At 70.3% G+C, this 26,181-nt stretch carries 27 protein-coding genes; 15 read left to right on the top strand and 12 right to left on the bottom strand.

The genetic code is table 11. The features are described 5' to 3' along the window. Position 1 precedes the first annotated feature (1 nt). Together BLV96_RS22125 and BLV96_RS22130 are read right to left on the bottom strand one after the other, a co-directional pair. Complete coding sequence (locus tag BLV96_RS22125) at positions 2-859, bottom strand: HpcH/HpaI aldolase/citrate lyase family protein (RefSeq protein ID WP_086676032.1); 858 nt, start codon at positions 857-859, stop codon at positions 2-4. Continuing rightward, on the bottom strand, positions 856-1,926 hold the full coding sequence (locus BLV96_RS22130) for an HpcH/HpaI aldolase/citrate lyase family protein (protein ID WP_086676033.1): 1,071 nt from the start codon (positions 1,924-1,926) through the stop codon (positions 856-858). Before BLV96_RS22130 ends, BLV96_RS22125 begins: the two co-directional genes overlap by 4 nt. A 422-nt stretch (positions 1,927-2,348) precedes the next feature. Between BLV96_RS22130 and BLV96_RS22135 the strand changes: the two genes are divergently transcribed. Genes BLV96_RS22135 through BLV96_RS22145 form a run of 3 tightly spaced genes read left to right on the top strand, consistent with a single transcriptional unit; the run spans position 2,349 to position 4,607 of the window. After that, the gene (locus BLV96_RS22135) at positions 2,349-2,999 is read left to right on the top strand and encodes a hypothetical protein (protein ID WP_086676034.1); all 651 of its coding nucleotides are present in this window, start codon (positions 2,349-2,351) and stop codon (positions 2,997-2,999) included. A gap of 10 nt (positions 3,000-3,009) precedes the next feature. Continuing rightward, positions 3,010-3,660: an SDR family oxidoreductase gene (locus BLV96_RS22140; RefSeq protein ID WP_086676035.1), complete on the top strand. Its 651-nt coding sequence runs from the start codon at positions 3,010-3,012 to the stop codon at positions 3,658-3,660. Then, a complete protein-coding gene (locus tag BLV96_RS22145; RefSeq protein ID WP_086676036.1) occupies positions 3,657-4,607 on the top strand; it encodes a ribose-phosphate diphosphokinase in 951 nt (316 codons plus the stop codon). The genes BLV96_RS22140 and BLV96_RS22145 overlap by 4 nt, the downstream gene beginning before the upstream one ends. On the opposite strand, the gene BLV96_RS22150 is transcribed toward BLV96_RS22145, so the two are convergent. Continuing rightward, entirely contained in the window at positions 4,604-5,899 is a 1,296-nt protein-coding gene (locus BLV96_RS22150; protein ID WP_091389445.1) for a D-arabinono-1,4-lactone oxidase, read from the bottom strand. The two genes, BLV96_RS22145 and BLV96_RS22150, sit on opposite strands and share 4 nt — an antisense overlap. 85 nt (positions 5,900-5,984) lie before the next feature. Between BLV96_RS22150 and BLV96_RS22155 the strand changes: the two genes are divergently transcribed. Further along, positions 5,985-7,169 carry an amino acid deaminase/aldolase gene (locus BLV96_RS22155; protein ID WP_091389446.1) on the top strand — a complete coding sequence of 395 codons (1,185 nt, stop codon included), beginning with the start codon at positions 5,985-5,987 and terminating at the stop codon, positions 7,167-7,169. Between the two features lie 438 nt (positions 7,170-7,607). Here BLV96_RS22155 and BLV96_RS22160 read toward each other — a convergent pair whose 3' ends face one another. Further along, the gene (locus tag BLV96_RS22160; RefSeq protein ID WP_086685216.1) at positions 7,608-8,255 is read right to left on the bottom strand and encodes a TetR/AcrR family transcriptional regulator; all 648 of its coding nucleotides are present in this window, start codon (positions 8,253-8,255) and stop codon (positions 7,608-7,610) included. 129 nt (positions 8,256-8,384) lie between these two features. Between BLV96_RS22160 and BLV96_RS22165 the strand changes: the two genes are divergently transcribed. Then, positions 8,385-9,704 (top strand): GH1 family beta-glucosidase, encoded by a 1,320-nt coding sequence (locus tag BLV96_RS22165; RefSeq protein WP_091389448.1) that lies wholly within the window; start codon positions 8,385-8,387, stop codon positions 9,702-9,704. After that, positions 9,694-10,956, top strand: a complete 1,263-nt coding sequence (locus BLV96_RS22170; protein WP_086675048.1) for an MFS transporter — start codon at positions 9,694-9,696, stop codon at positions 10,954-10,956. Before BLV96_RS22165 ends, BLV96_RS22170 begins: the two co-directional genes overlap by 11 nt. 379 nt (positions 10,957-11,335) lie before the next feature. Here BLV96_RS22170 and BLV96_RS22175 read toward each other — a convergent pair whose 3' ends face one another. Both BLV96_RS22175 and BLV96_RS22180 read right to left on the bottom strand, forming a co-directional pair. Beyond that, positions 11,336-11,758: a hypothetical protein gene (locus BLV96_RS22175; RefSeq protein ID WP_086675047.1), complete on the bottom strand. Its 423-nt coding sequence runs from the start codon at positions 11,756-11,758 to the stop codon at positions 11,336-11,338. Between the two features lie 13 nt (positions 11,759-11,771). Beyond that, positions 11,772-12,107: a hypothetical protein gene (locus BLV96_RS22180; protein WP_086675046.1), complete on the bottom strand. Its 336-nt coding sequence runs from the start codon at positions 12,105-12,107 to the stop codon at positions 11,772-11,774. A gap of 284 nt (positions 12,108-12,391) precedes the next feature. Between BLV96_RS22180 and BLV96_RS22185 the strand changes: the two genes are divergently transcribed. Together BLV96_RS22185 and BLV96_RS22190 are read left to right on the top strand one after the other, a co-directional pair. Continuing rightward, positions 12,392-13,777 carry a helix-turn-helix transcriptional regulator gene (locus tag BLV96_RS22185; RefSeq protein ID WP_086675045.1) on the top strand — a complete coding sequence of 462 codons (1,386 nt, stop codon included), beginning with the start codon at positions 12,392-12,394 and terminating at the stop codon, positions 13,775-13,777. A 22-nt stretch (positions 13,778-13,799) separates the two neighbouring features. After that, positions 13,800-14,687: an aminoglycoside phosphotransferase family protein gene (locus BLV96_RS22190; RefSeq protein WP_086675044.1), complete on the top strand. Its 888-nt coding sequence runs from the start codon at positions 13,800-13,802 to the stop codon at positions 14,685-14,687. 212 nt (positions 14,688-14,899) lie between these two features. Here the strand turns inward: BLV96_RS22190 and BLV96_RS22195 are convergent, their stop codons facing one another. The 4 genes from BLV96_RS22195 to BLV96_RS22210 form a co-directional block, all read right to left on the bottom strand. Next, positions 14,900-15,928 (bottom strand): copper resistance D family protein, encoded by a 1,029-nt coding sequence (locus BLV96_RS22195; protein ID WP_086675043.1) that lies wholly within the window; start codon positions 15,926-15,928, stop codon positions 14,900-14,902. Further along, the gene (locus BLV96_RS22200) at positions 15,928-16,476 is read right to left on the bottom strand and encodes a copper resistance CopC family protein (RefSeq protein WP_167379694.1); all 549 of its coding nucleotides are present in this window, start codon (positions 16,474-16,476) and stop codon (positions 15,928-15,930) included. The genes BLV96_RS22195 and BLV96_RS22200 overlap by 1 nt, the downstream gene beginning before the upstream one ends. Then, complete coding sequence (locus BLV96_RS22205) at positions 16,477-17,238, bottom strand: YcnI family copper-binding membrane protein (RefSeq protein ID WP_086675042.1); 762 nt, start codon at positions 17,236-17,238, stop codon at positions 16,477-16,479. 77 nt (positions 17,239-17,315) lie between these two features. Further along, positions 17,316-17,861, bottom strand: coding sequence for a hypothetical protein (locus tag BLV96_RS22210; protein ID WP_086675041.1), 546 nt, complete (start codon positions 17,859-17,861; stop codon positions 17,316-17,318). A 253-nt stretch (positions 17,862-18,114) separates the two neighbouring features. Here BLV96_RS22210 and BLV96_RS22215 point away from each other — a divergent pair, with 253 nt between their 5' ends. The 4 genes from BLV96_RS22215 to BLV96_RS22230 are packed head-to-tail and all read left to right on the top strand — an operon-like array spanning position 18,115 to position 21,662. Continuing rightward, the gene (locus tag BLV96_RS22215) at positions 18,115-18,762 is read left to right on the top strand and encodes an ABC transporter permease (protein ID WP_086675040.1); all 648 of its coding nucleotides are present in this window, start codon (positions 18,115-18,117) and stop codon (positions 18,760-18,762) included. Beyond that, on the top strand, positions 18,755-19,921 hold the full coding sequence (locus BLV96_RS22220) for an ABC transporter ATP-binding protein (RefSeq protein WP_086675039.1): 1,167 nt from the start codon (positions 18,755-18,757) through the stop codon (positions 19,919-19,921). Before BLV96_RS22215 ends, BLV96_RS22220 begins: the two co-directional genes overlap by 8 nt. Then, positions 19,918-20,697: an ABC transporter permease gene (locus BLV96_RS22225; RefSeq protein ID WP_086675038.1), complete on the top strand. Its 780-nt coding sequence runs from the start codon at positions 19,918-19,920 to the stop codon at positions 20,695-20,697. The genes BLV96_RS22220 and BLV96_RS22225 overlap by 4 nt, the downstream gene beginning before the upstream one ends. Then, a complete protein-coding gene (locus tag BLV96_RS22230) occupies positions 20,694-21,662 on the top strand; it encodes a glycine betaine ABC transporter substrate-binding protein (protein WP_086675037.1) in 969 nt (322 codons plus the stop codon). The genes BLV96_RS22225 and BLV96_RS22230 overlap by 4 nt, the downstream gene beginning before the upstream one ends. 73 nt (positions 21,663-21,735) lie before the next feature. On the opposite strand, the gene BLV96_RS22235 is transcribed toward BLV96_RS22230, so the two are convergent. After that, the gene (locus BLV96_RS22235) at positions 21,736-22,197 is read right to left on the bottom strand and encodes a DUF6474 family protein (RefSeq protein WP_086675036.1); all 462 of its coding nucleotides are present in this window, start codon (positions 22,195-22,197) and stop codon (positions 21,736-21,738) included. Between the two features lie 90 nt (positions 22,198-22,287). Here BLV96_RS22235 and BLV96_RS22240 point away from each other — a divergent pair, with 90 nt between their 5' ends. The 3 genes from BLV96_RS22240 to BLV96_RS22250 all read left to right on the top strand — a co-directional run bounded on the left by BLV96_RS22240 (position 22,288) and on the right by BLV96_RS22250 (position 25,300). Next, positions 22,288-23,928 carry a TM0106 family RecB-like putative nuclease gene (locus BLV96_RS22240; protein WP_167379695.1) on the top strand — a complete coding sequence of 547 codons (1,641 nt, stop codon included), beginning with the start codon at positions 22,288-22,290 and terminating at the stop codon, positions 23,926-23,928. Positions 23,929-24,010: 82 nt separating this feature from the next. Then, a complete protein-coding gene (locus tag BLV96_RS22245; protein WP_086675034.1) occupies positions 24,011-24,640 on the top strand; it encodes a PadR family transcriptional regulator in 630 nt (209 codons plus the stop codon). Between the two features lie 39 nt (positions 24,641-24,679). Further along, positions 24,680-25,300: a class I SAM-dependent methyltransferase gene (locus tag BLV96_RS22250; RefSeq protein WP_425266190.1), complete on the top strand. Its 621-nt coding sequence runs from the start codon at positions 24,680-24,682 to the stop codon at positions 25,298-25,300. 70 nt (positions 25,301-25,370) lie between these two features. On the opposite strand, the gene BLV96_RS22255 is transcribed toward BLV96_RS22250, so the two are convergent. Then, positions 25,371-26,129 carry an SDR family NAD(P)-dependent oxidoreductase gene (locus BLV96_RS22255; RefSeq protein ID WP_086675032.1) on the bottom strand — a complete coding sequence of 253 codons (759 nt, stop codon included), beginning with the start codon at positions 26,127-26,129 and terminating at the stop codon, positions 25,371-25,373. Between the last annotated feature and the right edge of the window lie 52 nt (positions 26,130-26,181).

Below are 26,181 nucleotides of genomic sequence, written 5' to 3' on the forward strand. Positions count from 1 at the left end.
CTCAGCTCTTGACGGCCTCCGCCAGCGCCAGCACTCGCCGCGCGTTGTCGACGTGCAGGTTCTCGATCATCCGGCCGTCCACAGTGACCACGCCGCGGCCTTCCTTCTGCGCCGCTTCGAAGGCCTCGATGATCCGCCGCGAGCGGTCGATCTCCTCCTCGGACGGCGCGAAGATCCGGTTGCACGGCTCGACCTGCGCCGGGTGGATCAGCGTCTTCCCGTCGAAGCCGTACTGCCGGCCCTGCTCGCACTCGGCCTCGAAGCCCTCGAGGTCCTTCACGTCGTTGTAGACGCCGTCGAGGATCACCTTGCCGGTCGCGCGTGCGGCCAGCAGGCACAGGGAAAGCCCGCCGAGCAGCGGGCCGCGGCCCGGGACGAACTCCGCGTGCAGCTCCTTGGCCAGGTCGTTCGTGCCCATCACCAGCACGGTCAGCCGCTCGGACGCCGCCGCGATCTCCTCGGCGTGCAGCATCGCGACCGGCGTCTCGACCATCGCCCAGATCTTCGTGTGCCCGGGCGCTCCGCCGAGCTCCAGCGCACGCTCGATGTTGTGCACCTCGGCGGCCGAGTTCACCTTCGGGACGACGACCGCGGCCGGGCCCGCCGACGCGGCCGCGCGCAGGTCGGCGTCGTGCCACTCGGTGTCCAGGCCGTTGACCCGGATCGTCACCTCGCGGTCGCCGTAGTCGCCCGAAGCCGCCGCCGCGCAGACCCGCTCGCGCGCGGCTTCCTTGGCGTCGGGGGAGACGGCGTCCTCGAGGTCGAGAATCAGCGCGTCCGCCGGGATCGTCTTGGCCTTCTCCAGCGCTCTTTCGTTCGCGCCGGGCATGTACAGGACGGAACGTCGGGGCGTGGTCATCCGAGGGTCTCCTTGGTGGCGGCGTCGTAGGCGGCCGCGAGTTCGGGGTCGTCCGCCGCCAGGGCGTCGGCCAGTTCGGCGACCACGCGGCACTGCTTCACCGACGCGTCGTCCTGCATCTTCCCGTCGATCATCACCGCGCCGGTGCCGTCGCCCATCTCGGCGATCACCCGGCGCGCCCAGGCCACATCGGACGGCGAAGGCGAGAACACCTTCTTCGCGATGTCGATCTGCACCGGGTGCAGGCTCCACGCGCCGACGCAGCCGAGCAGGAACGCGTTGCGGAACTGGTCCTCGCACGCGACGACGTCGCGGATGTCCCCGAACGGCCCGTAGTACGGCAGGATCCCGTGCATCGCGCAGGCGTCCACCATCCGCGCGACCGTGTAGTGCCAGAGGTCCTGCTGGTAGGTCGTCCGGCCTTCGGTGAGGTCGTCGCCGGTCGGGTCGGTGCGCACGAGGTAGCCGGGGTGGCCGCCGCCGACGCGGGTCGTCTTCATCCGGCGGCTCGCGGCCAGGTCGGCCGGGCCGAGGGAGATGCCCTGCATGCGCGGGCTCGCGCCGGCGATCTCCTCCACATTGGCCACTCCGCTGGCCGTCTCGAGGATCGCGTGCACCAGCAACGGCTTCGTCAGGCCGGCCCGCGCTTCGAGCTGGGCCAGCAGCCGGTCGACGTAGTGGATGTCCTGGGCGCCCTCGACCTTCGGCACCATGATCACGTCGAGCTTGTCGCCGATCTCGGTGACCAGCGTGACCAGGTCGTCGAGGACCCATGGCGAGTCGAGGCTGTTGACGCGCGTCCACAGCTGCGTCTTCCCGAAGTCGGTGGCCTTCGCGATCGAGACGAGCCCGGCGCGCGCGGCCTCCTTCCGGTCGGCGCGCACGGCGTCCTCGAGGTTGCCGAGGAGGACGTCCACCTTCTTCGCGATGTCCGGCACCTTCGCGGCCATCTTCTCGTTGCCCGGGTCGAAGAAGTGGATCATCCGGGACGGGGTCACCGGGATCTCCCGCACGGGAGCGGGCGCGCCCAGGGCGAGCGGGGCGAAGAAGTCCTTCGGGGAGCGCATCGGTCCTCCACGGCGGCGACTAAGTGACTGATCGGTAACTTTAGTCGCGGGGCCGCGTCACCGCTGCGGCGCAAGTCACCGCCATGTGGGTGACGACGGACAACCGCAGCTCAGCGGCCCGCGTCAACTGTGGATCCTCCCGGTATTGCGCCGAACGGGCTAGTCGGAGCAGGTTTGGCGATTTCTCCCCCGGGTAGTCGGTCGGAACCGTTCCGTAGTGCCACTCACCTCGCGATCACTCGGTTGGCCGCACCGTTCGACCGAAGTCGGATGACCGCCTACCGACCGGTCATCGACCGCTGGGCGCCGCCGATCGCAGCCACTCGCACTACCCGGCGACGCCGCGCCGCCGCGCTGTTAGACAGGTTGGGTGCCGGTTTCCCCCGGTCACGAAGCGGTGCAGGTTAGAAGGAGGCGGACTCGTGGCGGCTACACCTCAGAACACCGAGCGCTCGACGGTCGCCGGTGGCGCGAAGCGCAGCCGGTCGATGCCGAGCCGCGTGGTGCCGCCGATCGAGCTCCCCGCGAGCGTCGACGAGCTCGCCCGCGCCGCCGCGGCCCAGCTGGGCTGGAACGGCGTCGTCCTTCCCGAGATCACGATCCTGGGCCGCAAGGTCTGCGTGGTCGCCAAGCTCCGCACCGACGTGCACGCCGAGCGCATCGCGATGGGTGCCGGCCCGGTGGCCGACCGCGCCACCGTCGACACCTGGACCTGGCCGGAGCTGGCCGGAACCGCCCCCGCCCCGGCCGCCGAGATCGTCGGCGTCCTGGCCGTCGCGCGCCACTGGCGCACCGCGATGGCCTCCGCGGTTCCGTTCGCCCGCTACGGCGAGGCCGCGATGGTGCTCCCGTCGCCGGCGATCCTCACCGAGGACTACGTCGGCAACTGCCTCCCACGGGCCCGCGCGTACGGCCTCGCGGTCGTGACGGCCGACCCGAACGCTGTCGTCGACCTCGACCTCGAGGGCCGCACCGAGCGCGTGCTGCTGGCCGAGGACCCGGTCTCCCGCCTGGTCAACGAGCTGGTCTACGACCACCTGCTCCGGACCGCAGAGGCGCCCGCTTCACACTAGGGTCGGCTCCATGCGAGTCGTCATTGCAGGTGGACACGGTCAGATCGCGCTGCGGCTGGAGCGGCTGCTCGCCGCGCGCGGGGACGAAGGGGTCGGGATCATCCGGAATCCCGCCCACGCGGCGGACCTCGAGGCGGCCGGCGCCCAAGCCGTCGTGCTCGACCTCGAAAATTCCGATGTGGACGCCGTCGCCGAAGTCCTGAAAGGTGCCGACGCTGCGGTGTTCTCCGCCGGCGCGGGCCCGGGCAGCGGCACCGCCCGCAAGGACACTGTGGACCGTGGCGCGGCGGCGTTGTTCGCCGAAGCGGCCGAGCGGGCCGGAGTCCGGCGGCACATCCAGGTCGGCTCGATCGGTGCCGACAACCCGGAAAACCCCGACGTCACCGAGGAATTCCGGCACTACCTGCGCGCCAAGCGCGCGGCGGAGGACGACCTCAAGGCCCGCGACCTCGACTGGACGATCCTCCGGCCCGGATCGCTGACCGACGACCCCGGCACCGGCCTGGTCCTGCTGGCCGAGCAGACCGGCCGCGGCCCGATCCCGCGTGACGACGTCGCCGCGGTGCTCGTGGCCCTGCTCGACACGCCCTCGTCGGTCCGCCGCACCCTGACGCTGATCTCGGGCGAGGTCGCCATCGGCGAAGCGGTCTCCGCGCTGTGATCTCTGAAGCGTCGAGAGAGATCGCTGTCTTCAGCGGCAGCGCGCACCCCGAATTGGCCGAAGAGATCTGCGCCCACCTCGGCGTCCCGCTGCAGCCGGCCGAGGTCCGGCGGTTCGCGAACGACTGCCTCGAGGTCCAGCTGCAGGCGAACTGCCGCGAGCGGGACGTCTTCATCATCCAGCCGCTGGTCAAGCCGGTGCAGGAGCACCTCGTCGAGCTGCTGCTGATGCTCGACGCGGCGCGCGGGGCGTCGGCGTCGCGGATCACCGCCGTGATGCCGCACTACTCGTACGCGCGCTCGGACAAGAAGGACGCGCCGCGCATCTCCATCGGCGGCCGCCTGGTCGCCGACCTGCTGACCACGGCGGGCGCGAACCGCGTCCTCGCGATGACGCTGCACTCGCCGCAGGTCCACGGCTTCTTCAGCGTGCCGGTCGACCACCTGCACGCGTTGCAGGAGCTGGCCAAGCACTTCCGCCAGTACGACCTCTCGCGCACCACAGTCGTCTCACCCGACCTGGGCAACGCGAAGGAGGCGTCGCACTTTGCGCGGCTCCTCGGCGTCCAGGTCGCGGCCGGCGCGAAGGAGCGTTTCCCGGACGACCGCGTCCAGATCAGCTCGGTGATCGGCGAGATCACCGGCCGGGACGTGATCGTGCTCGACGACGAGATCGCCAAGGGCAGCACGGTCATCGAGCTGCTCGACAAGCTGGCGGAGCTGGAGCCGCGCTCGATCCGGGTCGCGTGCACGCACGGCCTGTTCGCGGCGAAGGCGATCGAGCGCATCGGCAGCCGGCCGGAGGTGCTGGAGATCGTCTGCACCAACACGGTCCCGGTGCCCGAGGAAGAGCGCACCGAGAAGCTGAAGATCCTGTCGATCGCGCCGGCGATGGCCGAGGCGATCCGCCGGATCCACAACGGCGAATCGGTGTCGGCGCTCTTCTAGGCCGGCCCGAGCACCCGGTCCAGGTAGGTGTTCGTGAAGACGCCGTTCGGGTCGGTTTCCTTGCGCACGCGCAGGAAGTCGTCGAAGTGCGGATAGCGGGAGCGGAGGACGCCGGCGTCGAGGTCGTGCATCTTGCCCCAGTGCGGGCGGCCGCCGACCGCGCCGGCGATCTTCTCGAACGCGCTGAAGTACTCGCGGTACGGCATGCCGGTGAACTGGTGGATCGCGATGTAGGCGGAGTCGCGGCCCTGCGCGGTCGACAGCCAGATGTCGTCGGCCGCGGCGACGCGCACCTCGACCGGGAACATCACCGGGTCCTTCAGCGTCGGCACTACCGCCCGTAGTTCGGCGAGCACGTCGAGCACTGATTCACGTGGAACAGCGTACTCCGTTTCGGTGAAACGGACGTTGCGCGCGGTGACGAACACGCGGTGGGAGAGGTCGCTGTACTCGCGGGCGGAGAGGACGTTCGACGCGAAGCTGCCGAGCGACGGCACGAGCCGCGGCATCAGCCGGCCGGTCCGGCAGAGTCCGCCAAACGCGACGTTCTCCATGATCTGGTAGTCGACGAACTCGCGGACCTTGCTCAGCGGCTCGGCCGTCTCGCACCGGTTGTTGCGCTTGACCAGGGCGTTCTTGCCGTAGGGGAACCAGTAGAACTCGAAGTGCTCGTTCTGGTCGGCGAAGTCGTGGAAGCCCTCGAGGACCTGCTCCAGCGGCTCCGGCCGTTCTTGCGCGCGCAGGTAGAAGGACTTCTCACACCGCAGGGTCACGGTGGTGATCACGCCGAGCGCGCCGAGCCCGACGCGGGCGGCGGAGAAGAGGTCGGGCTTCTCGTCGGCCGAACAGGTGACGACCGAGCCGTCGGCCAGGACGAGTTCGAGCGCGGCGATCTGCGTGGCGATACCGCCGAGGCGTGCGCCGGTGCCGTGGGTACCGGTGGAAATCGCGCCGGCGATGGTTTGCGCGTCGATGTCCCCGAGGTTGGTCATGGCCAGCCCGAGCGCGTCGAGTTCGGCGTTGAGCTGCTTGATCGTCGTGCCCGAGCGGACGGTGACGTGCCCGGTTTCCAGGTCGACGCGCTCGATGCCGGTCCAGTGGCGCAGGTCGAGGGCATCGGAGTCGGCGACGGCGATCGCGGTGAACGAGTGCCCGCTGCCCCAGGGCCGCACGGTCCGGCCGGCCGCGGCGACACCGGCGACGGCCGCCGCGATTTCGGCCGCGCTGCGCGGCTGGTGAACGTGCTGCGGCGAGGCGGACGCCGTGCCCGCCCAGTTGGTCCACCGGGTCATGCGCGCCCCCTCCATCGGTCGAATGTCCGAGACAGTATGTGAACAGTATTCGCGTTTCAAGCTTTGTTGTCGTACTTTAGACCTCGTGACCAGTGCGACGGTGTACGACTTGGCGACCAAGGACCTCGATCCACCCTTGGCCGTGGTCGACTTGGCGGCGTTCGACGCGAACGCCGACGACCTCCGCCGCCGCGCGGCGGGCAAGCCGATCCGAGTGGTCAGCAAGTCCGTCCGCTGCCGGACGTTGCTGGAGCGCGTGCTCGCGATGCCGGGTTTCGAAGGGCTGATGTGCTACTCGCTGGCGGAAGCGATCTGGCACGCGGAGCTGGGCACGACCGATGACATCGTCGTCGCCTACCCGACGGCGGACCACGAAGCCCTGCGCCGCCTGGCCGCGTCGGAGAAGGCCCGAGCGGCGATCACGATCATGGTGGACTCGCCGGCGCACCTGGACCTGGTCGACGCGGCCCTCGGCCACGGTCACCCGGAGATCCGGGTCTGCCTGGAGCTGGACGCGTCGTGGCGCCCGCTCCCGGGAGTCCACGTCGGCACCCGGCGGTCCCCGATCTTCACGCCGAAGCAGGCATCGACGTTCGCCCAGCACGTGCTGGCCCGCCCGGGCTTCCGCCTGGTGGGCGTGATGGCGTACGAAGGCCAGATCGCCGGCCTCGGCGACGCGGCGGGCGCGCGCCTGAACCAGCTGGTGATCGGCTGGATGCAGCGTCGGTCGGCGGCGGAGCTGAACAGCCGTCGCGGCGAAGCGGTCCGCGCGGTCCAGGCGGTGACGTCCCTGGAGTTCGTGAACGGCGGAGGCACGGGAAGCATCGAGTCCACGGGCGCGGACGCGGTGGTCACGGAGATCGCGGCGGGCTCGGGCCTGATCGGCCCAACGCTGTTCGACGGGTATTCCCGCTTCACCCCCCGCCCGGCGGCGTTGTTCGCCTTGCCGGTGGTCCGCCGCCCCACGCGCAAAATCGCCACGCTGTTCTCGGGCGGCTACATCGCTTCGGGGCCGGCGGGTGCATCGCGAGTCCCGCAGCCGTACTTGCCGACGGGCTTGAAGCTGTTGGGCTTCGAGGGAGCGGGCGAAGTCCAGACGCCGGTGACAGGCCGAGCGGCGCGAACCTTGAAACTGGGCGACCGGGTGTGGCTGCGGCACGCGAAGGCGGGCGAGCTGGCGGAGCGGTTCACGCACTACCACTTGGTGATGGGCGATCGGGTGGAGCGGATGGTCCCGACGTATCGGGGTGAGCACCAGAACTTCGGCTGATCCTTCAGCCGTTGTGGCCTGGCGGCGGCCTTGCGGGTCGGTTGTTTCCCGGCTTGGCTGGCCGCTCGTTCTGCGGCCTGGCGGTAGTCTCGGCTGGCCGCTCGTTCCGCGGCCTAGCAGTCGCCTTGGCAGGCCGGTCGTTTCCCGGCTCGGCAGACCGCTCGTTCTGCGGCCGGGCGGGTCTTTCGTTTCCCGGCTCGGCAGACCGCGTTCCGCAGCCCAGCAGTCACCTCGGCGCGGCGGTAGTTTCCCGCCCCGGGCAGTCGATCGCGCGCTCAGAGCCCAGTACCCATCCGCCCCCGCCGGCCGGGCCCACACGCAGCCCACCCTCCCCGGGGGAACCCCCACATCCAGTCTATCGGCGCCCACCGACAACCCGGCCCCGGAGACCCCAGTTGTCCACAGCTGTGCATACCTGTGGACAACTTCTGTGGACAGCTACGACTGCTCCCCGAACCGCGCCGCCAAATACCCCTTCACCACATACTTCGCCTCGGCGACGATCTTCTCGTCCCCCCGAGGGTCCTTCCGGAAAGCCAGCTTCAGCAACGCGTCCGCCACCTCGTTGGCGATCCCGATCGCGAACCGCAGGTCCTCCACCGGCCGATCCACCTGCGTCGACACCAGGTCCGTCAGCGAATCCACGATCACCGCGTTGTTGTCGCGCGTCTCGTCGAGCAGCTGCCGGTCGATGATGTCGCCGAAGTGGACCTTCGAAAACCCGGGTACCGAGCGGTGCATCTCCAGGTAGATGTCGAGGATCGAGTCCACGACGTCCCACCAGTGCTCCGGGCCCAGCTGCTTCAGGCGCTCGTTCACCGCGCCCACGAAGCGCTCCAAGTTCCTGGCCGTAAGCGCTTGCACGACCGCTCGCTTGTCCGGGAAGAACTGGTACAGCGAACCGACCGCCACGCCCGCTCGTTTGGCGATCAGGGTTGTCGTCAGTGCGTCGTAGCCGAGTTCGTCGATCAGCGCCGCGCTCGCGTCGAGCATCTGCTCGACCCTCTTCGCACTGCGCTGCTGGACCGGCTGGCGGCGCAAGGGGGTGGCTTCTGCCGGCACCTTCGCGGCCTGGATGTCGGACACGGCGCTCCTCCTCGTCTGATCTGGGACTTTATCGTGCCGACGGGCTTCCCCACGGACGAGTGAAGACCTAGTATATGAGAACTTTTCATGTTCACCCGTACGGGTGGCCTGACGAAGGGGTCAGCACCGGTGCAGAACCCGATCTTCCCGCCCGATTTCCTCTGGGGTGTCTCCACTTCGGCGTTCCAGATCGAAGGCGCCACCAGCGAAGGCGGGCGCGGACCGTCCATCTGGGACACATTCTCCGCGACCGAGGGCAAGATCGCCCGCGGGGAAAAAGCGAACGTAGCCGCCGATCACTACCACCGCTACCCCGAAGACATCGCGCTGATGTCGGAGCTCGGCGTCGGTGCCTACCGGATGTCCATCGCCTGGCCGCGGATCCAGCCCACCGGCAGCGGTGCGCCCAACCCCGAGGGCCTCGGCTTCTACGACAAGCTCATCGACGCCGTCTGCGAGGCCGGCATCGCTCCCGCCGTCACGCTCTACCACTGGGACACCCCGCAGGCGATCGAAGACGACGGCGGCTGGCTCTCCCGCACGACCGCTGAGCGCTTCGCCGAGTACGCCCACATCCTTGGTGAGCGCTTCGCCGATCGGGTGAAACTGTGGATTCCGCTCAACGAGCCCATGGTCATGTCCATCTTCGGGTACGCCATCGGCGAGTACGCGCCCGGCCAGACGCTCCTGCTCGACGCCGTCCCGACCGCGCACCACCAGAACCTCGCGCACGGACTCGCCGTCCAGGCCCTCCGCGCGGCCGGTGCGACGAACATCGGCACCGCCAACAACCACTCGCCGATCTGGCCCGCCGACGAGACCGACAGCGACGCCGCCGAGTGGCTGGACGCCCTGCTCAACCGCCTCTTCGCCGACCCCGTGCTGCTCGGCAGCTACCCCGAACAGCTCCACGAGCACCTGCCCGCCGGGTTCGCCGACGACCTGCCGACCATCGCGCAGCCGCTCGACTTCTACGGCGTCAACTACTACGAGCCCCAAGGCGTCGCGAAGCCCGGGCCGGGCAATCCGCTGCCCTTCGAACTTCGCCCGATCGAGGGCTACCCGATGACGACGAACGACTCGCCGATCGTCCCGCACGCCCTGCGCGAGCTGCTGCTCGACTTCCACCGGCGCTACCGCGACAAGCTGCCGCCCGTCCAGATCACCGAGAACGGCTGCAGCTTCGCCGACGTCGTCGCCGAGGACGGCGGCGTGCACGACCCCGAGCGGATCGACTTCCTGCACAGCCACCTCGTCGCGCTGCGCGAGGCGATGGACGCCGGCGTCGACGTGCGGGGTTACTTCTGCTGGTCACTGATGGACAATTTCGAGTGGTCCAAGGGCTACGCGCCGCGCTTCGGCCTGGTGCACGTCGACTACGAAACCCTGCGGCGCACGCCGAAGGACTCGTTCCACTGGTACCGGAAGCTGGTGCGCGATGAGCAGTGAGACGACCCGGGCGCTCCCGGAGGCCCTCGCCGAGCCGGTCGTGCGGGTGCGGCCCGGCTGGATGAGCCTGCTGTTCTTCGCGAACATCGCGCTCTGGCTGGGCATCTACGCGCCGATCCAGGTGCTGCTGCCCCAGCAGGCCGAGCTGCTCGACCAGGCGAACAAGGAGTTCGTCCTGGGCCTGGTCATGGGCGTCGGGGCGATCGTCGCGCTGATCGTGAACCCGGCCGTCGGGCTGCTGTCCGACCGGACGACCTCGCGCTTCGGCCGCCGCCACCCGTGGACGGTCATCGGTGCCGCCGTCGCGACCGTCGGGCTGCTCGTGCTGGCCTTCGCGCCGACCGTCGCGGTCCTCATCGTCGGCTGGTGCCTCGTCCAAGCGGGCCTCAACGGCATGCTCGCCACGCTCATGTCGGCCATCGCCGACCGCGTCCCGGTCGGGCAGCGCGCGCAGGTCGGCGGGCTCGTCGGGATCGCGCAGATGCTCGGCACGGTGCTCGGCGCGGTCGTGGTCGTCGTGATGCTCGGCATCGCCGGGATTCCGCTGGCCTACGCGGTTTGCGCGGTCATCGTCGTCGCCGGTGCCGCGTTCTTCGTCTTCCGGACGCCGGACGCGCGCCTGCCGGTCGAGTACCGGCCGTCGTCGCAGGCCGGCGAGGTGCTGCGGAACCTCTGGGTCTCGCCGCGGCGGCACCCGGACTTCGCGTGGGCCTGGTCGTGCCACTTCATGATCAACCTCGGCAACGCGTTCGGGACGCTCTACCTGTTGTTCTTCCTCAAGGACGCCGTGCACTACGAAGACCCGGACACGGGCCTGCTCATCATGATGGGGCTGTACGGCGTCGCGCTCGTCATCGGTGCCGTGCTCGCCGGCCACTTCTCGGACAAGTCCGGACGGCGTAAGCCGTACGTCCTTGCGGCCTCCGGTGTGATGGCATTGGCCGCTTTGCTGCTGGTCGTCTGGCAGAGCTGGCCGGTCGCGCTCGCCGCGTCGCCGTTGCTGGGCGTCGGCTTCGGTGCGTACATGGCCGTCGCGCTCGCGATGCTGACGCAGGTGCTCCCGACGGCGCAGGACCGCGCGAAGGACCTGGGTGTCATCAACATCGCGAACTCGCTGCCGCAGGTGGTCGCGCCGCTGCTGACGCCGCTGGTGCTCGCCTACCTGGGTGGGTATCCCGGCCTGTTCGCGGCTTCGGCCGTCGCGACGCTGCTGGCCGCGGTGCTCGTGCTGCGCGTGAAGGCGGTTCGCTGAAAGAGCTTGGAACCGCGGGCCGGTGCCGGTCGGGGGAGGGGAGTGCAACGGCACCGGCCCGCGGAATTCGAGGGCCGCGTCAACAGCGGGCGGATCGGTCGAGGCGAACCAGTGGTCCAGGCCTCTACGATGATCAATCTAGCGGGGGATTACCGCCTGGGCTAGGCCTAACGCGTAATTTTTTCGATTAATCGCGGTGGGGACCGGGTGGTGTGGCCGAGGACTGGTTCGCGCTGCTCGGGGGTGCGGGCGAAACAGTCCCCGGCCGGGGCGAGGACCGGCACGGGTCCGATGGGGCGATCGGACCGGCCGCGCTCGCCTGATCAGGGGTGGAACGGGGTGGGCCGCGACCGCGGGAGGTGGCGACGACCCGGGAGGATCAGGCGGTGACCGCTCGGCGCGGGTTCACCAGCGCGTGGCGCCCGGTGGTCTCGGCCGCGCTCGGCGCCGGGGCGCCGCGGTCCTGCGTCGGCACCGGGCTCTTGCGCCGCCCGGACAGCCGGCTCGCCGGAGCCTGCTGCTGCGGGGCCAGACCGCCCGCCACCAGGTGTTCGTGCGCGACCTGCCAGACCGAGCACGGCGCCTTGCAGCGGTGCCACCGGGTCGAGCAGGTCGGGCAGTCGCCGCGCTCGTCGGGCTCGTGCATCTTCAGCATCGCGCGCCAGGCCTCCGTCAAGCGGGGCAGTTCGGAGCGCGCGACCGAGACGAGCGACTGGGCGTCGGCGCGGTTCGCCAGGTCGGTCAGCATGTCGAGGCGCTCCCAGACCGCGTTGCGGAGGACCTGCCCGAGTACCTGATCCATGATCAGCTCACCGTTACCTTTCCGCCATCTTGGCGGCTTCGTTGAGCGCGGCGCGCAGCTGTCCGAGCTGGCCGGACGTCAACCGCGCGGTCTCGCCGGGGGGCGAGACCAGTACCACCTGGTTGTCCTCGACGAACACCGTCACCGCGCGCTCGCGGCTGATGAGGTCGCCGCACTGCACGCGCCACACCAGCTGACCGCCTTCGTAGTGGCGGACGCTCGCGGTGCGGGGGTCCACCGCCGCGGCGGGCGTGACCGGTCGGACGGCGGAGATCGGAGAGACCGCCGGCCGCACGGCGCGGGTCGCCGTGCCGGCATGTCCCCCTGCGAACGAGTCCACGAACTCCACGCCCTTCTCCGCTCTGTCGTCCGTAAGCCTTGCTTTCTGCAACTTCTCCGTGATCGCTGCAGGTGCACAGGCGGTGACGGAGGTCTGACAACTACAGTGAGGTGCAATCGGGGCCGAGAGAAGCTGTAACCGGCGTCATAGCGGTGACTGGGCCAAGTCGCACGGTAAACGGTCAGCGGACTTCGCCCCGGCCGATCAGGGGCGCGGTTCGCTCGATTCCCAAGCTCCGCCAGGTTTGCCTACGCTGTTTCACAGACGCCCGACCGGACAGTGGAGGGGGCGCGATGGACGCCAGTAACGGTGGCAGTGCCGAAGCCCGGCAGAGCCACGCGGTTCCCGCTGACGCGTGGGAGCAGCCGGAGATGAGAGCGGCTCTCGCGTCCCGCGAGATCAGCGCCGTCTACCGCCTCCTGCGCAAGCACGGTGTCTCGCAGCGCCAGATCGCCGCGATGACCGGCCAGTCCCAGTCCGAGGTGTCGGAGATCCTCAAGGGTCGCCAGGTCATGGCCTACGACGTCCTCACGCGGATCGCCGACGGCCTGGGTGTCCCACGTGGATACATGGGCCTCGCCTACGACGAGGCCACGGCGATACGCGTCGTCGGCTCCGCCGACGGCCAGCAGGCTGAGGAGGACGAGTCCGTGAAGCGACGGAGGTTCCTCGCGCACGCCGCCCAGGTCACGATGGGTGCGGCGGTGTTCGGTCCGGAATCGGGCACCTGGTCGGCCGGGCCGGCCCGGACGCCGGCGCCCGGGCGCATCGGCATGACCGACGTGCGCCAGGTGGAGGCCGCGACGCGCGCGCTCCGCGCCCTGGACTACCAGTACGGCGGCGGGTTCTGCCGCGACGCCGTCGTGGCGCAGCTGTCCTGGGGACAGCAGATGCTCGAGGCGCACGGCACCGACATCGTCAAGAACCGCCTGTACGTGGCGCTCGCCGACCTGCACTCGCTGGCCGGCTGGACGTCGTTCGACACCGGCCTGATGGACTCCGCCCGCGGCCACTTCGCGAACGCGCTGGACCTGGCCAAGCAGGGCGAGAACCACCCGCTCGTCGCGAACGTCCTCTACCGGATGGGCCGCGTCTACCTGCACCAGGACGCCCCGAACGACGCGCTGAAGCTGTTCCAGCTGGGCCAGATCGCGGCTCAGGAAAGCGGTTCCGAGCTGGCCGTCTCCGTGCTCTGCGCGAACGAGGCCTGGGCCTACGCGATGATGGGCAACGAAGAGCAGGCGGTGAAGCTGCTCGGCCGGAGCAAGGACGAGTTCGAGCGCGCCAACCTGGCCGAGGCCGAGTCCTGGGTGAAGTTCTTCACCGAGACCGACGTCTACGCCATGGTCGGCACCGTCCACACGGTCCTCGCGCAGAAGAACACCGAGCACACGAAGTACGCCATCCCGGCGCTGACCAGGGCCGTCGAGTCCTACGACGACGAGATGGCCCGCTCCAAGACGTTCATGCTCAGCGCGCTCGCGACCAACCACCTGCTGGAAGGCGACCTCGACCACGGCGCCAAGGTCGGCGGCAAGGCCATCGACTGCGCCGAGGGCATCAAGTCCGAGCGGGTCAAGGACCGCATGCGGCCCCTGCAGGACGAGGCCGAGCGCCGCCGCAACAACGCCGACGCCCGTGATCTCGCCGACCGCCTCAACGCTTTCTACGCCGCCTGACGCCGAAGGGGCCGGGACCGTCTTGGACGGCCGGTTCACCTCCGGCAAGCTGCGTGGTGTGCTGGCCGCGACCTGCGCGCGGCTGGGCCTGGACCCGGCCGGCGCGCGGCTCCTGCGGTTCACGAACAACGCCGTGTACGCGCTGGTCACGGCGCCGTTCGTGATCCGGATCGTCGGCTCGACCCAGCTGCGCCACCGCGTCGGCACGGTGGTGCGCGTGGCGAAGCACTTCGAACGCCACGACGTCTCCGCGATCCGGCTGCTCGACACCGTCGAGCAGCCGATGGCCGTCGACGGGCACCTCGTGACCGTGTGGCACCAGGTGCCGAGCATCGGCCGGCCCGCGACGTCGGCCGACCTGGCCCGGCTGCTGCGTCAGGTGCACGCGCTGCCCGCGCCCGACGGCCTCGCCGGGTGGGCGCCGTTCGCCGCGGTGCGGGCCCGGGTGTCCGACGCCGAAGAGCTCGGCGCCACTGACCGCGCCTTCCTGCTCGACCGCTGCGCCGAGCTCGAAGCCGCGCTGGCGGAGCTGGAGTTCCCGCTGCCCAGGGGCCTGGTCCACGGCGACGCGTACCCCGGCAACGTCATCCCCGGACCGGACGGGCCGGTGCTCTGCGACTTCGATTCGTCGTGCGTCGGGCCGCCGGAGTGGGACCTGACGCCGCTGGCGGTCGGCCGCGAGCGGTTCGGCGACCCGCCGGTGCACTACCGGACGTTCGCCGCGGCGTACGGCTTCGACGTGACGTCGTGGTCCGGGTTCGGCGTGCTCCGGGCGATCCGCGAGCTCAAGCTGACGACGAGCGTGCTGCCGATCCTGCGCAGCCGCCCCCAGGTCCGGCCCGAGCTGTTCCGCCGTCTGGACGATCTGCGCAGCGGCCGGATGGACGCGCGCTGGACGCGTTACCGCTGAGCCGGGTCTGTCACTTCATGTGACCGGCGCCACAGATTGCACGTGCATTCGCCGACTGCAGATGACCGTTCGTCGCTTCCGAAATGGGCTCTTCTCTGGGTAGAAAGTTCGGCCCGACGGGTCGCCTCCAATGGTCTACCCCTCATCCCAATGCGCAAGTTGCAGCTACTCGGCGTGACTTGGCACCGGCTTCTACCTGCGGGGAAGGGTTTTCAGGACGCGACGACCGGCGCCCGCGTCAGCACCACGGCGAAGCCGAACGCCAGACCCATCACGGTCAGCTCGAGCGTGGCCCACGCGGCGAGCGCCGTGCGGTTGTGCCGGACGATCTGCGGCATCAGCCGGAAGCGCGTGTACGCGCCGAGCAGCGCGATGACGCCGGTGCAGAGGAACTTGAGGACGAACAGCTGCCCGTACGGCGTCGTGAAGATCGCCGCCCAGAAGCCGATGGTCGGGTTGAGCGAGATCTCGACGAGCCCGTTGAACAGCCCGGTCGCCGCGGACAGGACCAGGCAGAGCGTCGCCAGTTTCGAGAACCGGGGCAGCGCGTGCGCCAGCAGCGTCCGGTTCGCGACGAGGAGCACGGTCATCGCGCCGAGGCCGCCCGTCCAGGCGACCGCGCTCATGACGTGCAGCTCCATCGAGATCATCGTGTAGTCGTGGTAGTTCCAGTTCGACGCGTGCCCGGTGACCGGCAGCGGCAGCAGCGCGAACAGCCCGAGCCCGACGCGGACCTCGGCGGGCACCTTCTCGCCGAAGCGCAGCGCCAGCGCGCCGATGCCGGCGTGCACGAGCGCGAGCACGGCGACGATGACGAGGGCCTTGCCCGCGCCGACGGCGACGATGTAGTCGCCGATGTCCCCGGCGGTGAGCGTCGACGAGCCGGGCTTGTACTCCGCGGTCTGCAGGACCAGCGCGACGACCGCGGCCGTCGCCCAGACCAGCGCGGCCGCGACGCCGGCGGGCCGGGCCAGCCGCATGATCGGCTCGGTCAGCTTCGGCCGGTCGTAGCCGGCGAGCACCGACAGCAGCGCGAGGCCGATGGTCGTGACCGCGGCGAGGTCGAGCAGGACCCGCACGACCGGGATGCCGGCCGAGACCACCGCGCTCGGCTCCACGACCCCGGGGACCGGGGTGGTGGACATGAGCGCGACGCCGATCAAGGCGCCGAGCAGGCCCGCCGTCACGACGCAGAGCAGCGTCGAATAGCGGGGTTTGGCGGTGGTCTCGGCCTGGGTCATCAGTTCTTCTCTTCCACCGACCGGCCCGAGCGCAGGGCCACGGTGAGCCCGATCGCCAGCAGCACGACGGCGCCGGCGATCCAGACCCAGATCGGCACCCCGGTCGAGCCGGACTGCGGGGCCGCCTGCGACGAGCTGCCCGGCGACTTCGCCGCGTCGACGGTCGCCGGCGTGCCGGTGCCCGCCGCGGTCAGGGTGAAGGAGAGCTCACCGGTCACCGGGTGGCCGTCCGCGGACAGCACCCGGTAGCCGACGGTGTACTTCCCCGCCGGGCCGAGCGGCCGCAGGGGCGCGCTGATGACGTTGTTCACCACGCTGATCGGGCCCTCGGCCCACTGGCCGCCGCCGGGTCCGGTCACCGCGATCTGGTTGACGTCCGCGCCCTGCACGTACTGGTCGAACGTCAGGCTGATCTTCTGCGGGCCGGCGGCGACGGACGAGCCGTTCGCCGGGTCCGAGGAGATCAGCACGTTGTGCGCCAGCGCCGGGGTGGCCGTGCCGAGCACGGCCACCACCGTCAACACCAGCGCGACGAGCGCCTTCCGCATCTAGCTGTTGCCTCCCGACTTGGCCGTGGCCTTGCGGGCCCGGATGGTGGCGCCGGCCCCGACGCCGAGGCCGATGGCGCCGACGAGCAGGCCGGCTCCGCCGAGCCAGCGGGCGGTGCTGTCCGACGCCGCCGCGGCTTCAGTCTGCGCCCCCGTGGTGGCCGCCGTGTCGGCGCCCATCGCGGCGTGGTCGTCACCTTCGGCCGCCTTCGCGGCCAGCTTCACGGCCGGGGCCGGGTGCTCCGGCTCCTCGCCGCCCGCCGGGGTCGGCTGGTTCCAGTCGACGACCTTGCCGTCGCTGTAGGTCTGGTGCGCCGGGAACTCCACCTCGTCGACGTTGGTCGGCAGCGGGCCGAAGGAGACCGAGAACTCCTGGTAGTCGGTCGCCTTGAGCTCGCTGCCCGCCGCCGCGGTCCAGGTCACCGCGGTGACGGCTTCGGTGATCTGCGTGCCGTTGTCCTTGGTGATCGGGGTCGGCAGCTTCGACTTCGTGACCTCGGCGGTCCAGCCGGGGACCGGCTTGGTGCGCACCGAGCCGATGCCGTAGTCCGCCTTGAAGTCGACGGCGACCTTGGTGGTGGTGACCGGGGCCTTCTCCTCGCTCGGCACGCGGAAGACGATCGCCGCGTACCCGCCCTTCGTCGGCTGCGGGCCGTAGACGTTGGCGGTGACGTGCGCGGAGGCGACGCCCGCGCCGAGGAGACCGGCGACACCGACGGTGGCGGCGAGGAAACCGGCGCGCTGGAAGACGTGCTGGGACATGGGTTCACTCCTGATGAACTCAAGAAGGGGACAGCTCGGTTCGGGGACCGGGCTGTAAAGGGGGATGACGCTGGGGTTCAGGAGTGGACGGGCGGGCCGCGCCGCCCGCGGATCCGGCGCAGGTCGACGCCGACGAGGTGCCCCGGCGCCGCGGCGCGGGCGGGGACGAGTGCGGGGGCCGCGGCGGGCACCGGCAGCGGGGTGAGCAGCCGCGGCAGGATCGCGCGCAGCACGGCCAGCACCGTCAGCAGCGTCGCGTCCGCGCGGGCGAGCAGGAGCGCGGTGACCAGGGTGGCGACCGAGTGCGCGGCCACCATGCCGAGCCCGGTGCTGCCGGGCATCGCGTACATGTCGTGGTGGCCGGCGAGCGTGGTGAGCAGCAGGTGCATCACGAGCTGGGCGGCGCCGAGCAGGGTGATCGTGGCGACCGGCCCGCGGGCCTTGCGAGCCAGCGCGGCCGCGGTCCAGCCGAAGAGGCCGGTGAGCAGCACGGTCATCGCCGGGTCCGGCAGCCCGCCGTCGGCGAGGCGGTGCGCGGTCACGGACAGCGCCGCGGCGGACACGGCGAGCGACACACCCCGGGTAGCGCCGAGCACGGCGGGACGCCGTGCCGGAACGCTCATGAGGAGCAGCCTAAGGGACCTCTCCCGGGGTGAGCGTGTGATCCCGTGAAGTGAGCACACACCGAGTTCACGTACCACGCCACGCCGTGGTTCAGGCCATTTGTTGCCGATCACGCCGGACCAGGCCAAGGTGGGCGGAACCGGTGGGCCGAAGCGGGGGTTTGGACCGGTCAGGAGCTGGGTACTGAGCCGTCGGTCAGGAACTAGCCCGTTCGGGTGAGAGCCTGCACAAAGGGCGGGAGAGCGGACACGGATGAACCTCTTCGACTACATCTCCGACCGGGCGAGCAAGCTCTGGCTGGAGGCTTACCTGCACACCAGCATGGTGGTGCAGTGCACGATCCTCGCCGCGGTGCTCGGCGTGCTGATCGGGGTAGCGGTGTACCGCAGCCCGATCGGTTCGGCGGTCGCCACGGCGCTGGCGAGCACGATCCTGACGGTCCCGTCGTTCGCCCTCCTGGGGCTGCTGATCCCGATTTCGGGGCTCGGCCCGACGACGGCCGTGATCGCGCTGGTGCTCTACGGCCTGCTGCCGATCGTCCGGAACACCATCGTCGGGCTCGACGGTGTCGACCCGGCCGTCGTCGACGCCGCACGCGGCATCGGGATGAGCCGCTTCGGCGTGCTGACCCGGGTCGAGCTGCGGCTGGCGTGGCCGGCGATCCTCACCGGCATGCGCGTGGCGACGCAGATGCTGATGGGCATCGCGGTGATCGCCGCCTACGCGAAGGGCCCCGGCTTCGGCGCCGAGGTCTTCTCCGGGCTCACGAACGCGGGGAGCACGAACTCCCTGAACCAAGCCGTCACCGGAACGGTCGGGGTCGTCATCCTCGCGCTGATCCTCGACGGCATCTACGTCCTGATCAAGCGCTTCACCATTTCTAGGGGTGTCCGTGGCTGAGAACGAGGAAGTCTCCGGCGTCGAGATCGAGCTGGAGCACGTGACCAAGCGGTACCCCGGGACCCGTGAAGCGGCGGTCGACGACTTCTCGATGGTCGTGCCCGCCGGCAAGATCGTGGTCTTCGTCGGCCCGTCCGGCTGCGGCAAGACCACGACGATGCGGATGATCAACCGCCTGGTCCAGCCGACGTCCGGCAAGATCACCATCGGCGGAGACGACGCCCTCAAGCTCGACGTCGACACCCTGCGCCGCCGGACCGGCTACGCGATCCAGCAGGCCGGCCTGTTCCCGCACTTCACCGTCGCGCAGAACATCGGCGTGGTCCCCGGCCTGCTCGGCTGGGACAAGAAGAAGGTCAGCGACCGGGTCGAGGAGATGATGGACCTGGTCGGGCTCGACCCGGCCGACTTCCGCGACCGCTTCCCGCGCCAGCTCTCCGGCGGGCAGCAGCAGCGCGTCGGCGTCGCGCGGGCGCTGGCGGCGGACCCGCCGGTGCTGCTGATGGACGAGCCGTTCGGCGCGGTCGACCCGATCACCCGCGGCAACCTGCAGGACGAGCTGCTGCGCCTGCAGAGCGAACTGAAGAAGACGATCGTGTTCGTCACGCACGACTTCGACGAGGCCGTCAAGCTCGGCGACAAGATCGCGGTGCTCGGCAACCAGTCGTCGATCATGCAGTACGACACGCCCGAGGCGATCCTGGCCAACCCGGCCAACGACACGGTCGCCGGCTTCGTCGGCGCGGGCGCGTCGCTGAAGCAGCTGACGCTGCTGCGGGTCCGGGACGTCGAGCTGGCCCAGGACGCGCTGACCGCGACGGTCGACGACGACCCGGCCGAGATCCGCAAGAAGCTCGAAGACCAGCGCAAGCACTTCGCGCTGGTGCTGGACGCGCGCCGCCGTCCGACGCGCTGGGTGCACCTGCGCGACCTGCGGGCGGGGGCGTCGCTGGCCACCGCGGGCAAGCCGCTGCGGGACATCGTCAGCCTGCAGTCGACGCTGCAGGACGCGCTCGAAGCGATGCTCGCCGAGGGCGGCTCGGTGCCGGTCACCGGCGCGCGCGGCGAGTACGCGGGCACCATCCAGCTGGACACCGTGATCGCGACCATCCAGCACCTGCGGGACGAGCACACGAACGGTGAAGAGGTGTCCGCATGACGGCTGCCGTCGATACCGGCTTCAGCACCGAGTCCGGCTCCAAGCGCGCCGAACGCGTCCGGCTCCTCGCCCAGCCCCTGGTGGTGCTGCTGATCGTCGCGGTGACGCTGATCTGGGTGTTCTCCAGCGGGCTGAACGCGACGGAGAAGGAGACGCTCAACGCGTCGTCGCTGCTGACCGCGCTGTGGGACCACGTGCTGATGACGCTCGTGGTGACCGCGATCGTCGTGCTGGTCGCCGTGCCGCTCGGCGTGATCGTGACGCGGCCGTGGGCGCGGTTCCTCGCGCCGATCTTCCTGGCCATCGCCAACATCGGCCAGGCCGCGCCCGCGCTCGGCGTGCTGGTGCTGTGGTTCATCGTCACCGGCTCGGTCGGCGGGCTGTGGGTCGCGGCGCTGCCGCTGGCCTTCTACTCGCTGCTGCCGGTGCTGCGGAACACGATGGTCGGCATCCAGCAGGTCGACCCGGCCCTGATCGACGCGGGCCGCGGCATCGGGATGTCGGCCTCGGCGGTGCTGTGGCGGGTCGAGCTGCCGCTCGCCGTCCCGCTGATCCTGGCCGGGCTGCGCACGTCGCTCGTCCTGGCGGTCGGCACGGCCACGTTCGGCATGTTCGTCAACGCCGGCGGGTTCGGGCTGCTGATCGACACCGGCTACAAGCTGAACCTGACCTCGGTGCTGGTGACCGGCTCGGTGCTGGCCGTCGCGCTGGCACTGCTGGTGGACTGGCTGGGCGCGGTCGCCGAACAGTACTTCGGACCGAAGGGGCTGCGATGAAACTCCGGCGACTGACCGCTGCCTTCGGGGTGGCGGTGCTGGGCGCGACGCTCTCGGCGTGCGGCCTGACGGTCAACCAGGCGGTGCCCTACGACATCCAGCCGGGCACGATCGGGCCGATCCCGTCGCTTCAGGGGCTCAAGGTGACGGTGGGGTCGAAGGACTTCACCGAGAACATCATCCTGGCCTACATGTCGGAGATGGCGCTGTCCGCGGCGGGCGCGGACGTCGTCGACCTCTCCGACATCAAGGGGTCCAACTCCTCGCGGCAGGCGCTGCTGTCCGGCCAGACCGACGTCACGTGGGAGTACACCGGCACCGGCTGGATCAACTACCAGGGCAACGAGCTCCCGGTCCCCGGGGGCGAGAAGGCCCAGTACGACGCGACGGCCAAGGCGGACGAGGAGAAGTTCGGCGTCACGTGGCTGAACTACTCGCCGCTGAACGACCAGTACGCGTTCGCCGTCACCGAGGCGTACGGCGCGAAGAACAACCTGAAGACGACGTCCGACCTGGCGGCGTTCCTCAAGCAGAACCCGGACCAGAACCGGTTCTGCCTGGAGACCGAGTTCACCAGCCGCCAGGACGGGTTCCCGGCCGCGGTGAAGGCCTACGGCTTCCAGAACTCGAAGATCGAGAACTTCGGCATCGGCACGATCTACTCGGCGGTCGCGAGCGGCACCTGCCCGGTCGGCGAGGTGTTCACCACCGACGGCCGGATCTCCGGGCTGAACCTGCGGGTGCTCGAGGACGACAAGAAGGCGTTCCCGCAGTACAACGCGGTCCCGACGCTGCGCACGGAGTGGCTGAAGCAGCACCCCGAGGTCCGCGGGCCGCTGGAGAAGGTCGGCGCGGCCCTCGACAACCAGCAGATGGTCGAGCTGTGCAAGCAGGTCGACGTCGACGGCCAGGACGCGGGCAAGGTCGCCCACGACTGGATGGTCAAGAAGGGCTTCATCAAGTAGCCCGCGCGGGGGCGCCCCCCGTTTTCCACGCTACCGGCCGGCACCGACAGTTTCGCGGTGCCGGCCGGTGGCGTCAGATCCCGAGCCGGTGCAGCAGCTGGCCTTCCAGCCGCTCCAGCTCGCCGGCCACCGCGCGGTGCACGGACTTGCGCCGCGCCGCCGGCATCCGCTCCGCCGCGCGCACCGACGCCGACAGCTGCTCCAGCGTGCTCAGCGAGTCCTTGACGAACTCCTGGTCCGCCTTCGACGCCTTCTCCGACTTCTGCAGGTCCCGGCAGCCGTCGGCGATACCCGCGATCCGGGCGTGCAGCGCCGCGCCACGGCCGGTGTATTCACCCAGCCGGTCGACCGAAACGCCCAGCTTGCGCGCCTGGTAACGGTCGTACGCGTCCCGCGCGGCACCCGCCGCGCGCACCGCGAACGGCGCGACCACCGGGATCACGACCGGCCCGAGCACCTTCGCCACCGCGACCGCGTTCTTCGCCTTCTTGGGGGTGAACCTGGCATCACCCTCGACCTTGGCCTTGCGCGCCATGGCACCTCCTGCGACGTGTCGACGTCGAACTTACTGGTAGCCAGGGTGGCGGGCATGTCGGCTCGGCGGTGGGAATCTAGAGTGATCTCCATGCAGGGTGAGGTGGTACTCGACGCGGGCGCGGTCAGCCGCTGCCGTCGTCGCGTGCACCTGGAGCACGACCCGGCGATGCGCGAGGTACCGCTTTCCCCGCCGGACCCCACGGCGCAGCAGCGGATCGCCGACGCCACCGCCCACCGCGAGGACATCGTCAGCAGGCTGATGGCGGCCAACCCCGGCCACTGGGTGAAGATCGACCGCGACCTGCCGGCCCACGAACGCGTCGAGCTGACCGAGCGGGCCTTCGCCGCCGAGGCGCAGTACGTCTGGGGCGCGCTGTTCCCGGTCGACGCGGCCGGGCACCGGCGCGGCGGCGTCGACCTGCTCGTCCGCACCGGCCGCGGGTACGTCCCGGTGCTCGTCGTGCGCCACCGCATCTCCGACCGAGGCGCCGGCGCGATCGTCACCGAGCTGACCGACCTCGACCCGGCGCACCGCACGGCCGACGAGAGCCGCAAGGTCCGGTCGCAGCCGCGCGACCAGCTCAAGCTCGTGCACACCCGCCGCATGCTGCAGACGCTCGGGCAGGCCGACGAGAGCCTCGCCCTCGGCGGCGTCATCGGCCTCGACGCCGACGTCGTCGTCTGGCACGACCTCACCGCGGGCACCTGGCCCGGTGGGCGCAGCGCGCTCACCGAGTACCAGGTCCGCTTCGCCGACCGGCTCGCCATCGCGACGGCGGCCGCGAACGGCGAGGAACCACTGGCCGAGCCGTCGCGCGTGCTGGAGTGCCGCCGCTGCCCGTGGTGGCCGACGTGCGAAGTGGTGCTGACGGAGACCCGCGACGTCAGCCTCGTCGTGCGCGGCGAGGACGCGGTGGAGCTGCGCCGCGCCGGGGTGTCCACTGTGGACAAGCTGGCCGCGCTCGACCCCACCGGCGAGGCACCGGCGGTGAACTGGACGGGTGTGACGTTCCCGGACGCCGTCGTCCTGGCTCGCGCGTGGCTCGCCGACCTGACGCTGGTCCGCCGCGTCGACCGCGTCGAGGTGCCCCGCGCCGACGTCGAGGTCGACGTCGACATGGAGAGCTTCGGCGACGCCGGCGCGTACCTCTGGGGCTGCCTGCTCACGGGGGCCGACATCGGTGTCGCGCCGGGCTACCGCGCCTTCGCGACGTGGGACCCGCTGCCGACCGGCGACGAAGCCCGGTCGTTCGCCGAATTCTGGGCGTGGCTGACGGACATCCGCGAGCGCACCGAAGCGGCGGGACTGACCTTCCGCGCGTACTGCTACAACGCGCTCGCCGAGAACCGCTGGCTCTTCGGCTCGGTCGAGCGCTTCGGTGACCACCCGGGCATCCCCGCGAAGAAGGAAGTCCAGTCCTTTGTGGACTCCGAGGAGTGGGTCGACCTCTTCCGCAGCGTCACCGACCAGTTCCTGTGCTCCCAGGGCAAGGGCCTGAAGGTGATCGCCCCGGTGGCCGGCTTCTCGTGGCGCGACCCGGAGGCGGGCGGCGAGGCGTCGATGCGCTGGTACCGCGACGCGGTCGGCATGGACGGCGAGACGCCGGACGCCGGCCAGCGCGAGCGCCTGCTGCGCTACAACGAGGATGACGTCCTGGCGACGCACGCGCTGCGCGAGTGGATCGACGTCCGGGCGCAGGCCGAAGTGCCGTACATGTTCGATCTCTGAGTAGTTCACTGACTAAGACACTTGCCGACTGGCGTGTCGGAGTGCATACTCGTCTGCGAGTACTCGTGAACGAGGAGTCGGCATGAAGAAGCGGAAGGTCGCCAGCATGCTGGGCCTGGCCGTGCTGTCCGTCGCGCTGGAACGCGCGATGCACCCGTACGAGATGGCGGCCGTGCTGAAGCAACGCGGCAAGGACGCCGACATGCCGATCAAGTGGGGATCGCTGTACACGGTCGTCACGAACCTGGAGAAGCACGGCTTCCTGGAAGCCGTCGAAAGCGTCAAGGACGGTGGGCGGCCCGAGCGGACCGTCTACCGGATCACCCCGGCCGGCCGGGCGGAGTTCGAGGACTGGGTCCGCGAGCTCGTCGGCACGGTCGACCGGGAACCGCCGCGGTTCAAGGCCGGGCTGTCGATGATCGGCGTCCTGGGTCCGGACCAGGCGATCAGCCGGCTGCGGGAGCGGCTCGGGCAGCTCGACGAGCACGCCGAGGCGCAGCGGACGGCGCTGGAGCAGCTACGGCCGTTGATGCCGCGGCTGTTCCTGGTGGAGGTCGAGTACGACCTCGCGATGACGGAAGCCGAGGGGCGCTGGGTGCGCGGCTTCCTCGAAGAACTGACCACGGGCGCGCTACCGGGCATCGACGCCTGGCGCCACTTTCACGAAACCGGCGAATTCCCGGACGACCTGGGGGAGTTCGTGGAGAGGTAGGAACCGATGGAGACGACCCGCAAGCACAAGGTGCCTGAAATGGAGGGTTTCCAGGCCCGCTGGTACGCCAAGAACCGGGGGACCGAAGCCCAGCTGAAGCAGTACCGGAAGCAGGCCGCCGAGGTCACGTCCGGCCTGGAGGACGGCGCCGAGATCCTGGAGGTGGCGCCCGGCCCCGGCTTCTTCGCCATCGAGGTGGCGAAGCTCGGCTTCCGCGTCACCGGGCTCGACATCAGCCACACGATGGTCGAGATCGCCCGGGAAAACCGCGGGGACCTGGAGATCGACTTCCGTCAGGGCGACATCACGCACGCGCCGTTCGCCGCGGAGTCGTTCGACTTCCTCGTCTGCCAGGCCGCGTTCAAGAACTTCCGGCAGCCGGTGGCCGCGCTGAACGAGATGCACCGCGTGCTGCGGCCGGGCGGGTTCGCGGTGATCCACGACCTCAACCACGAGGCCACCGCCGCGGACATCGGCCGCGAGGTCGCCGGGATGAACGTCGGCGTGGTCAGCGGCTTCACCGTCCGGCAGACGCTGGGGTGGCTGCGGCGCCGGGCGTTCACGCGCGAGCAGTTCGAGGCGCTGGCCGCCGAAAGCGCTTTCGGCGGCTGCTCGGTGACGGCCGACGGCGTCGGCCTGGAGGTCCGCCTCACCCGCTGACCCGGAGCTTTCACGTGAAAGCTCCCACCTGGGGGCGTAGCTTTCACGTGAAAGCTACGCCCCTTAGGGGTCAGCGCGGGGCCATCCGGAGTGAACCGTCCATGCGGACGACCTCGCCGTTCAGGTAGTCGTGGTCGATGAGCGACAGCGCGAGCTGCGCGTACTCGTCCGGCCGCGCGAGGCGCTTCGGGAACGGGATGCCGGCGGCGAGCGTCGCGCGGAACTCGTCGCTGACCGTGGCCAGCATCGGGGTGTCGACGATGCCGGGCGCGATGGTCAGCACGCGGATGCCGTGCGAGGCCAGGTCGCGGGCCGCCGGGAGCGTCATGCCGACGACGCCGCCCTTGGACGACGAGTAGGCGACCTGCCCGATCTGGCCGTCGAACGCGGCGATCGACGCGGTGTTGATGATGACGCCGCGGGCGTCGTCCTCGAGCGGCTCGGTCTTGGCGATCGCTTCGGACGCGACCGTGAGGACGTTGAACGTCCCGACGAGGTTGATCTGGATGACCTTCGCGTACAGCGCGAGGTCGTGGCGGCCCTTCTTGGACAGGATCCGCGCGGACGGCCCGATGCCGGCGCAGTTCACGACGGTCCGCAGCGGTACGCCCGAGCCGGACGCGGTCGAGACGGCGGCTTCGACCTGCTCGACGTCGGTGACGTCGGCCTCGACGTAGGTGATGCCGTCGATCTTCTCGGCCTTCTCGATGGACGGCGCCAGGTCGAGCGCGAACACCCGCGCGCCCTTGGCCGCGAGGGCCTTCGCCGTCGCCCCGCCGAGGCCGGACGCGCCACCCGTGACGAGCGCCGCGGTGTCGGTGATCTGCATCTGTGCCGTTCCCTTCGTGGTCCTGTTCGCCGCCTCAGGTTAACGCTCGTTC

Source organism: Amycolatopsis pretoriensis, from assembly GCF_900107925.1.
In the GTDB taxonomy this organism is placed as follows: Bacteria; Actinomycetota; Actinomycetes; order Mycobacteriales; family Pseudonocardiaceae; genus Amycolatopsis; species Amycolatopsis pretoriensis.

Coding starts and splice junctions, on each gene's coding strand:
- BLV96_RS22125 (WP_086676032.1), bottom strand. CDS start 859: ATGACCACGCCCCGACGTTCCGTCCTGTACATGCCCGGCGCGAACGAA.
- BLV96_RS22130 (WP_086676033.1), bottom strand. CDS start 1,926: ATGCGCTCCCCGAAGGACTTCTTCGCCCCGCTCGCCCTGGGCGCGCCC.
- BLV96_RS22140 (WP_086676035.1), top strand. CDS start 3,010: ATGCGAGTCGTCATTGCAGGTGGACACGGTCAGATCGCGCTGCGGCTG.
- BLV96_RS22150 (WP_091389445.1), bottom strand. CDS start 5,899: ATGACCCGGTGGACCAACTGGGCGGGCACGGCGTCCGCCTCGCCGCAG.
- BLV96_RS22170 (WP_086675048.1), top strand. CDS start 9,694: ATGAGCAGTGAGACGACCCGGGCGCTCCCGGAGGCCCTCGCCGAGCCG.
- BLV96_RS22175 (WP_086675047.1), bottom strand. CDS start 11,758: ATGGATCAGGTACTCGGGCAGGTCCTCCGCAACGCGGTCTGGGAGCGC.
- BLV96_RS22185 (WP_086675045.1), top strand. CDS start 12,392: ATGGACGCCAGTAACGGTGGCAGTGCCGAAGCCCGGCAGAGCCACGCG.
- BLV96_RS22195 (WP_086675043.1), bottom strand. CDS start 15,928: ATGACCCAGGCCGAGACCACCGCCAAACCCCGCTATTCGACGCTGCTC.
- BLV96_RS22200 (WP_167379694.1), bottom strand. CDS start 16,476: ATGCGGAAGGCGCTCGTCGCGCTGGTGTTGACGGTGGTGGCCGTGCTC.
- BLV96_RS22205 (WP_086675042.1), bottom strand. CDS start 17,238: ATGTCCCAGCACGTCTTCCAGCGCGCCGGTTTCCTCGCCGCCACCGTC.
- BLV96_RS22210 (WP_086675041.1), bottom strand. CDS start 17,861: ATGAGCGTTCCGGCACGGCGTCCCGCCGTGCTCGGCGCTACCCGGGGT.
- BLV96_RS22215 (WP_086675040.1), top strand. CDS start 18,115: ATGAACCTCTTCGACTACATCTCCGACCGGGCGAGCAAGCTCTGGCTG.
- BLV96_RS22225 (WP_086675038.1), top strand. CDS start 19,918: ATGACGGCTGCCGTCGATACCGGCTTCAGCACCGAGTCCGGCTCCAAG.
- BLV96_RS22230 (WP_086675037.1), top strand. CDS start 20,694: ATGAAACTCCGGCGACTGACCGCTGCCTTCGGGGTGGCGGTGCTGGGC.
- BLV96_RS22235 (WP_086675036.1), bottom strand. CDS start 22,197: ATGGCGCGCAAGGCCAAGGTCGAGGGTGATGCCAGGTTCACCCCCAAG.
- BLV96_RS22240 (WP_167379695.1), top strand. CDS start 22,288: ATGCAGGGTGAGGTGGTACTCGACGCGGGCGCGGTCAGCCGCTGCCGT.
- BLV96_RS22245 (WP_086675034.1), top strand. CDS start 24,011: ATGAAGAAGCGGAAGGTCGCCAGCATGCTGGGCCTGGCCGTGCTGTCC.
- BLV96_RS22250 (WP_425266190.1), top strand. CDS start 24,680: ATGGAGGGTTTCCAGGCCCGCTGGTACGCCAAGAACCGGGGGACCGAA.
- BLV96_RS22255 (WP_086675032.1), bottom strand. CDS start 26,129: ATGCAGATCACCGACACCGCGGCGCTCGTCACGGGTGGCGCGTCCGGC.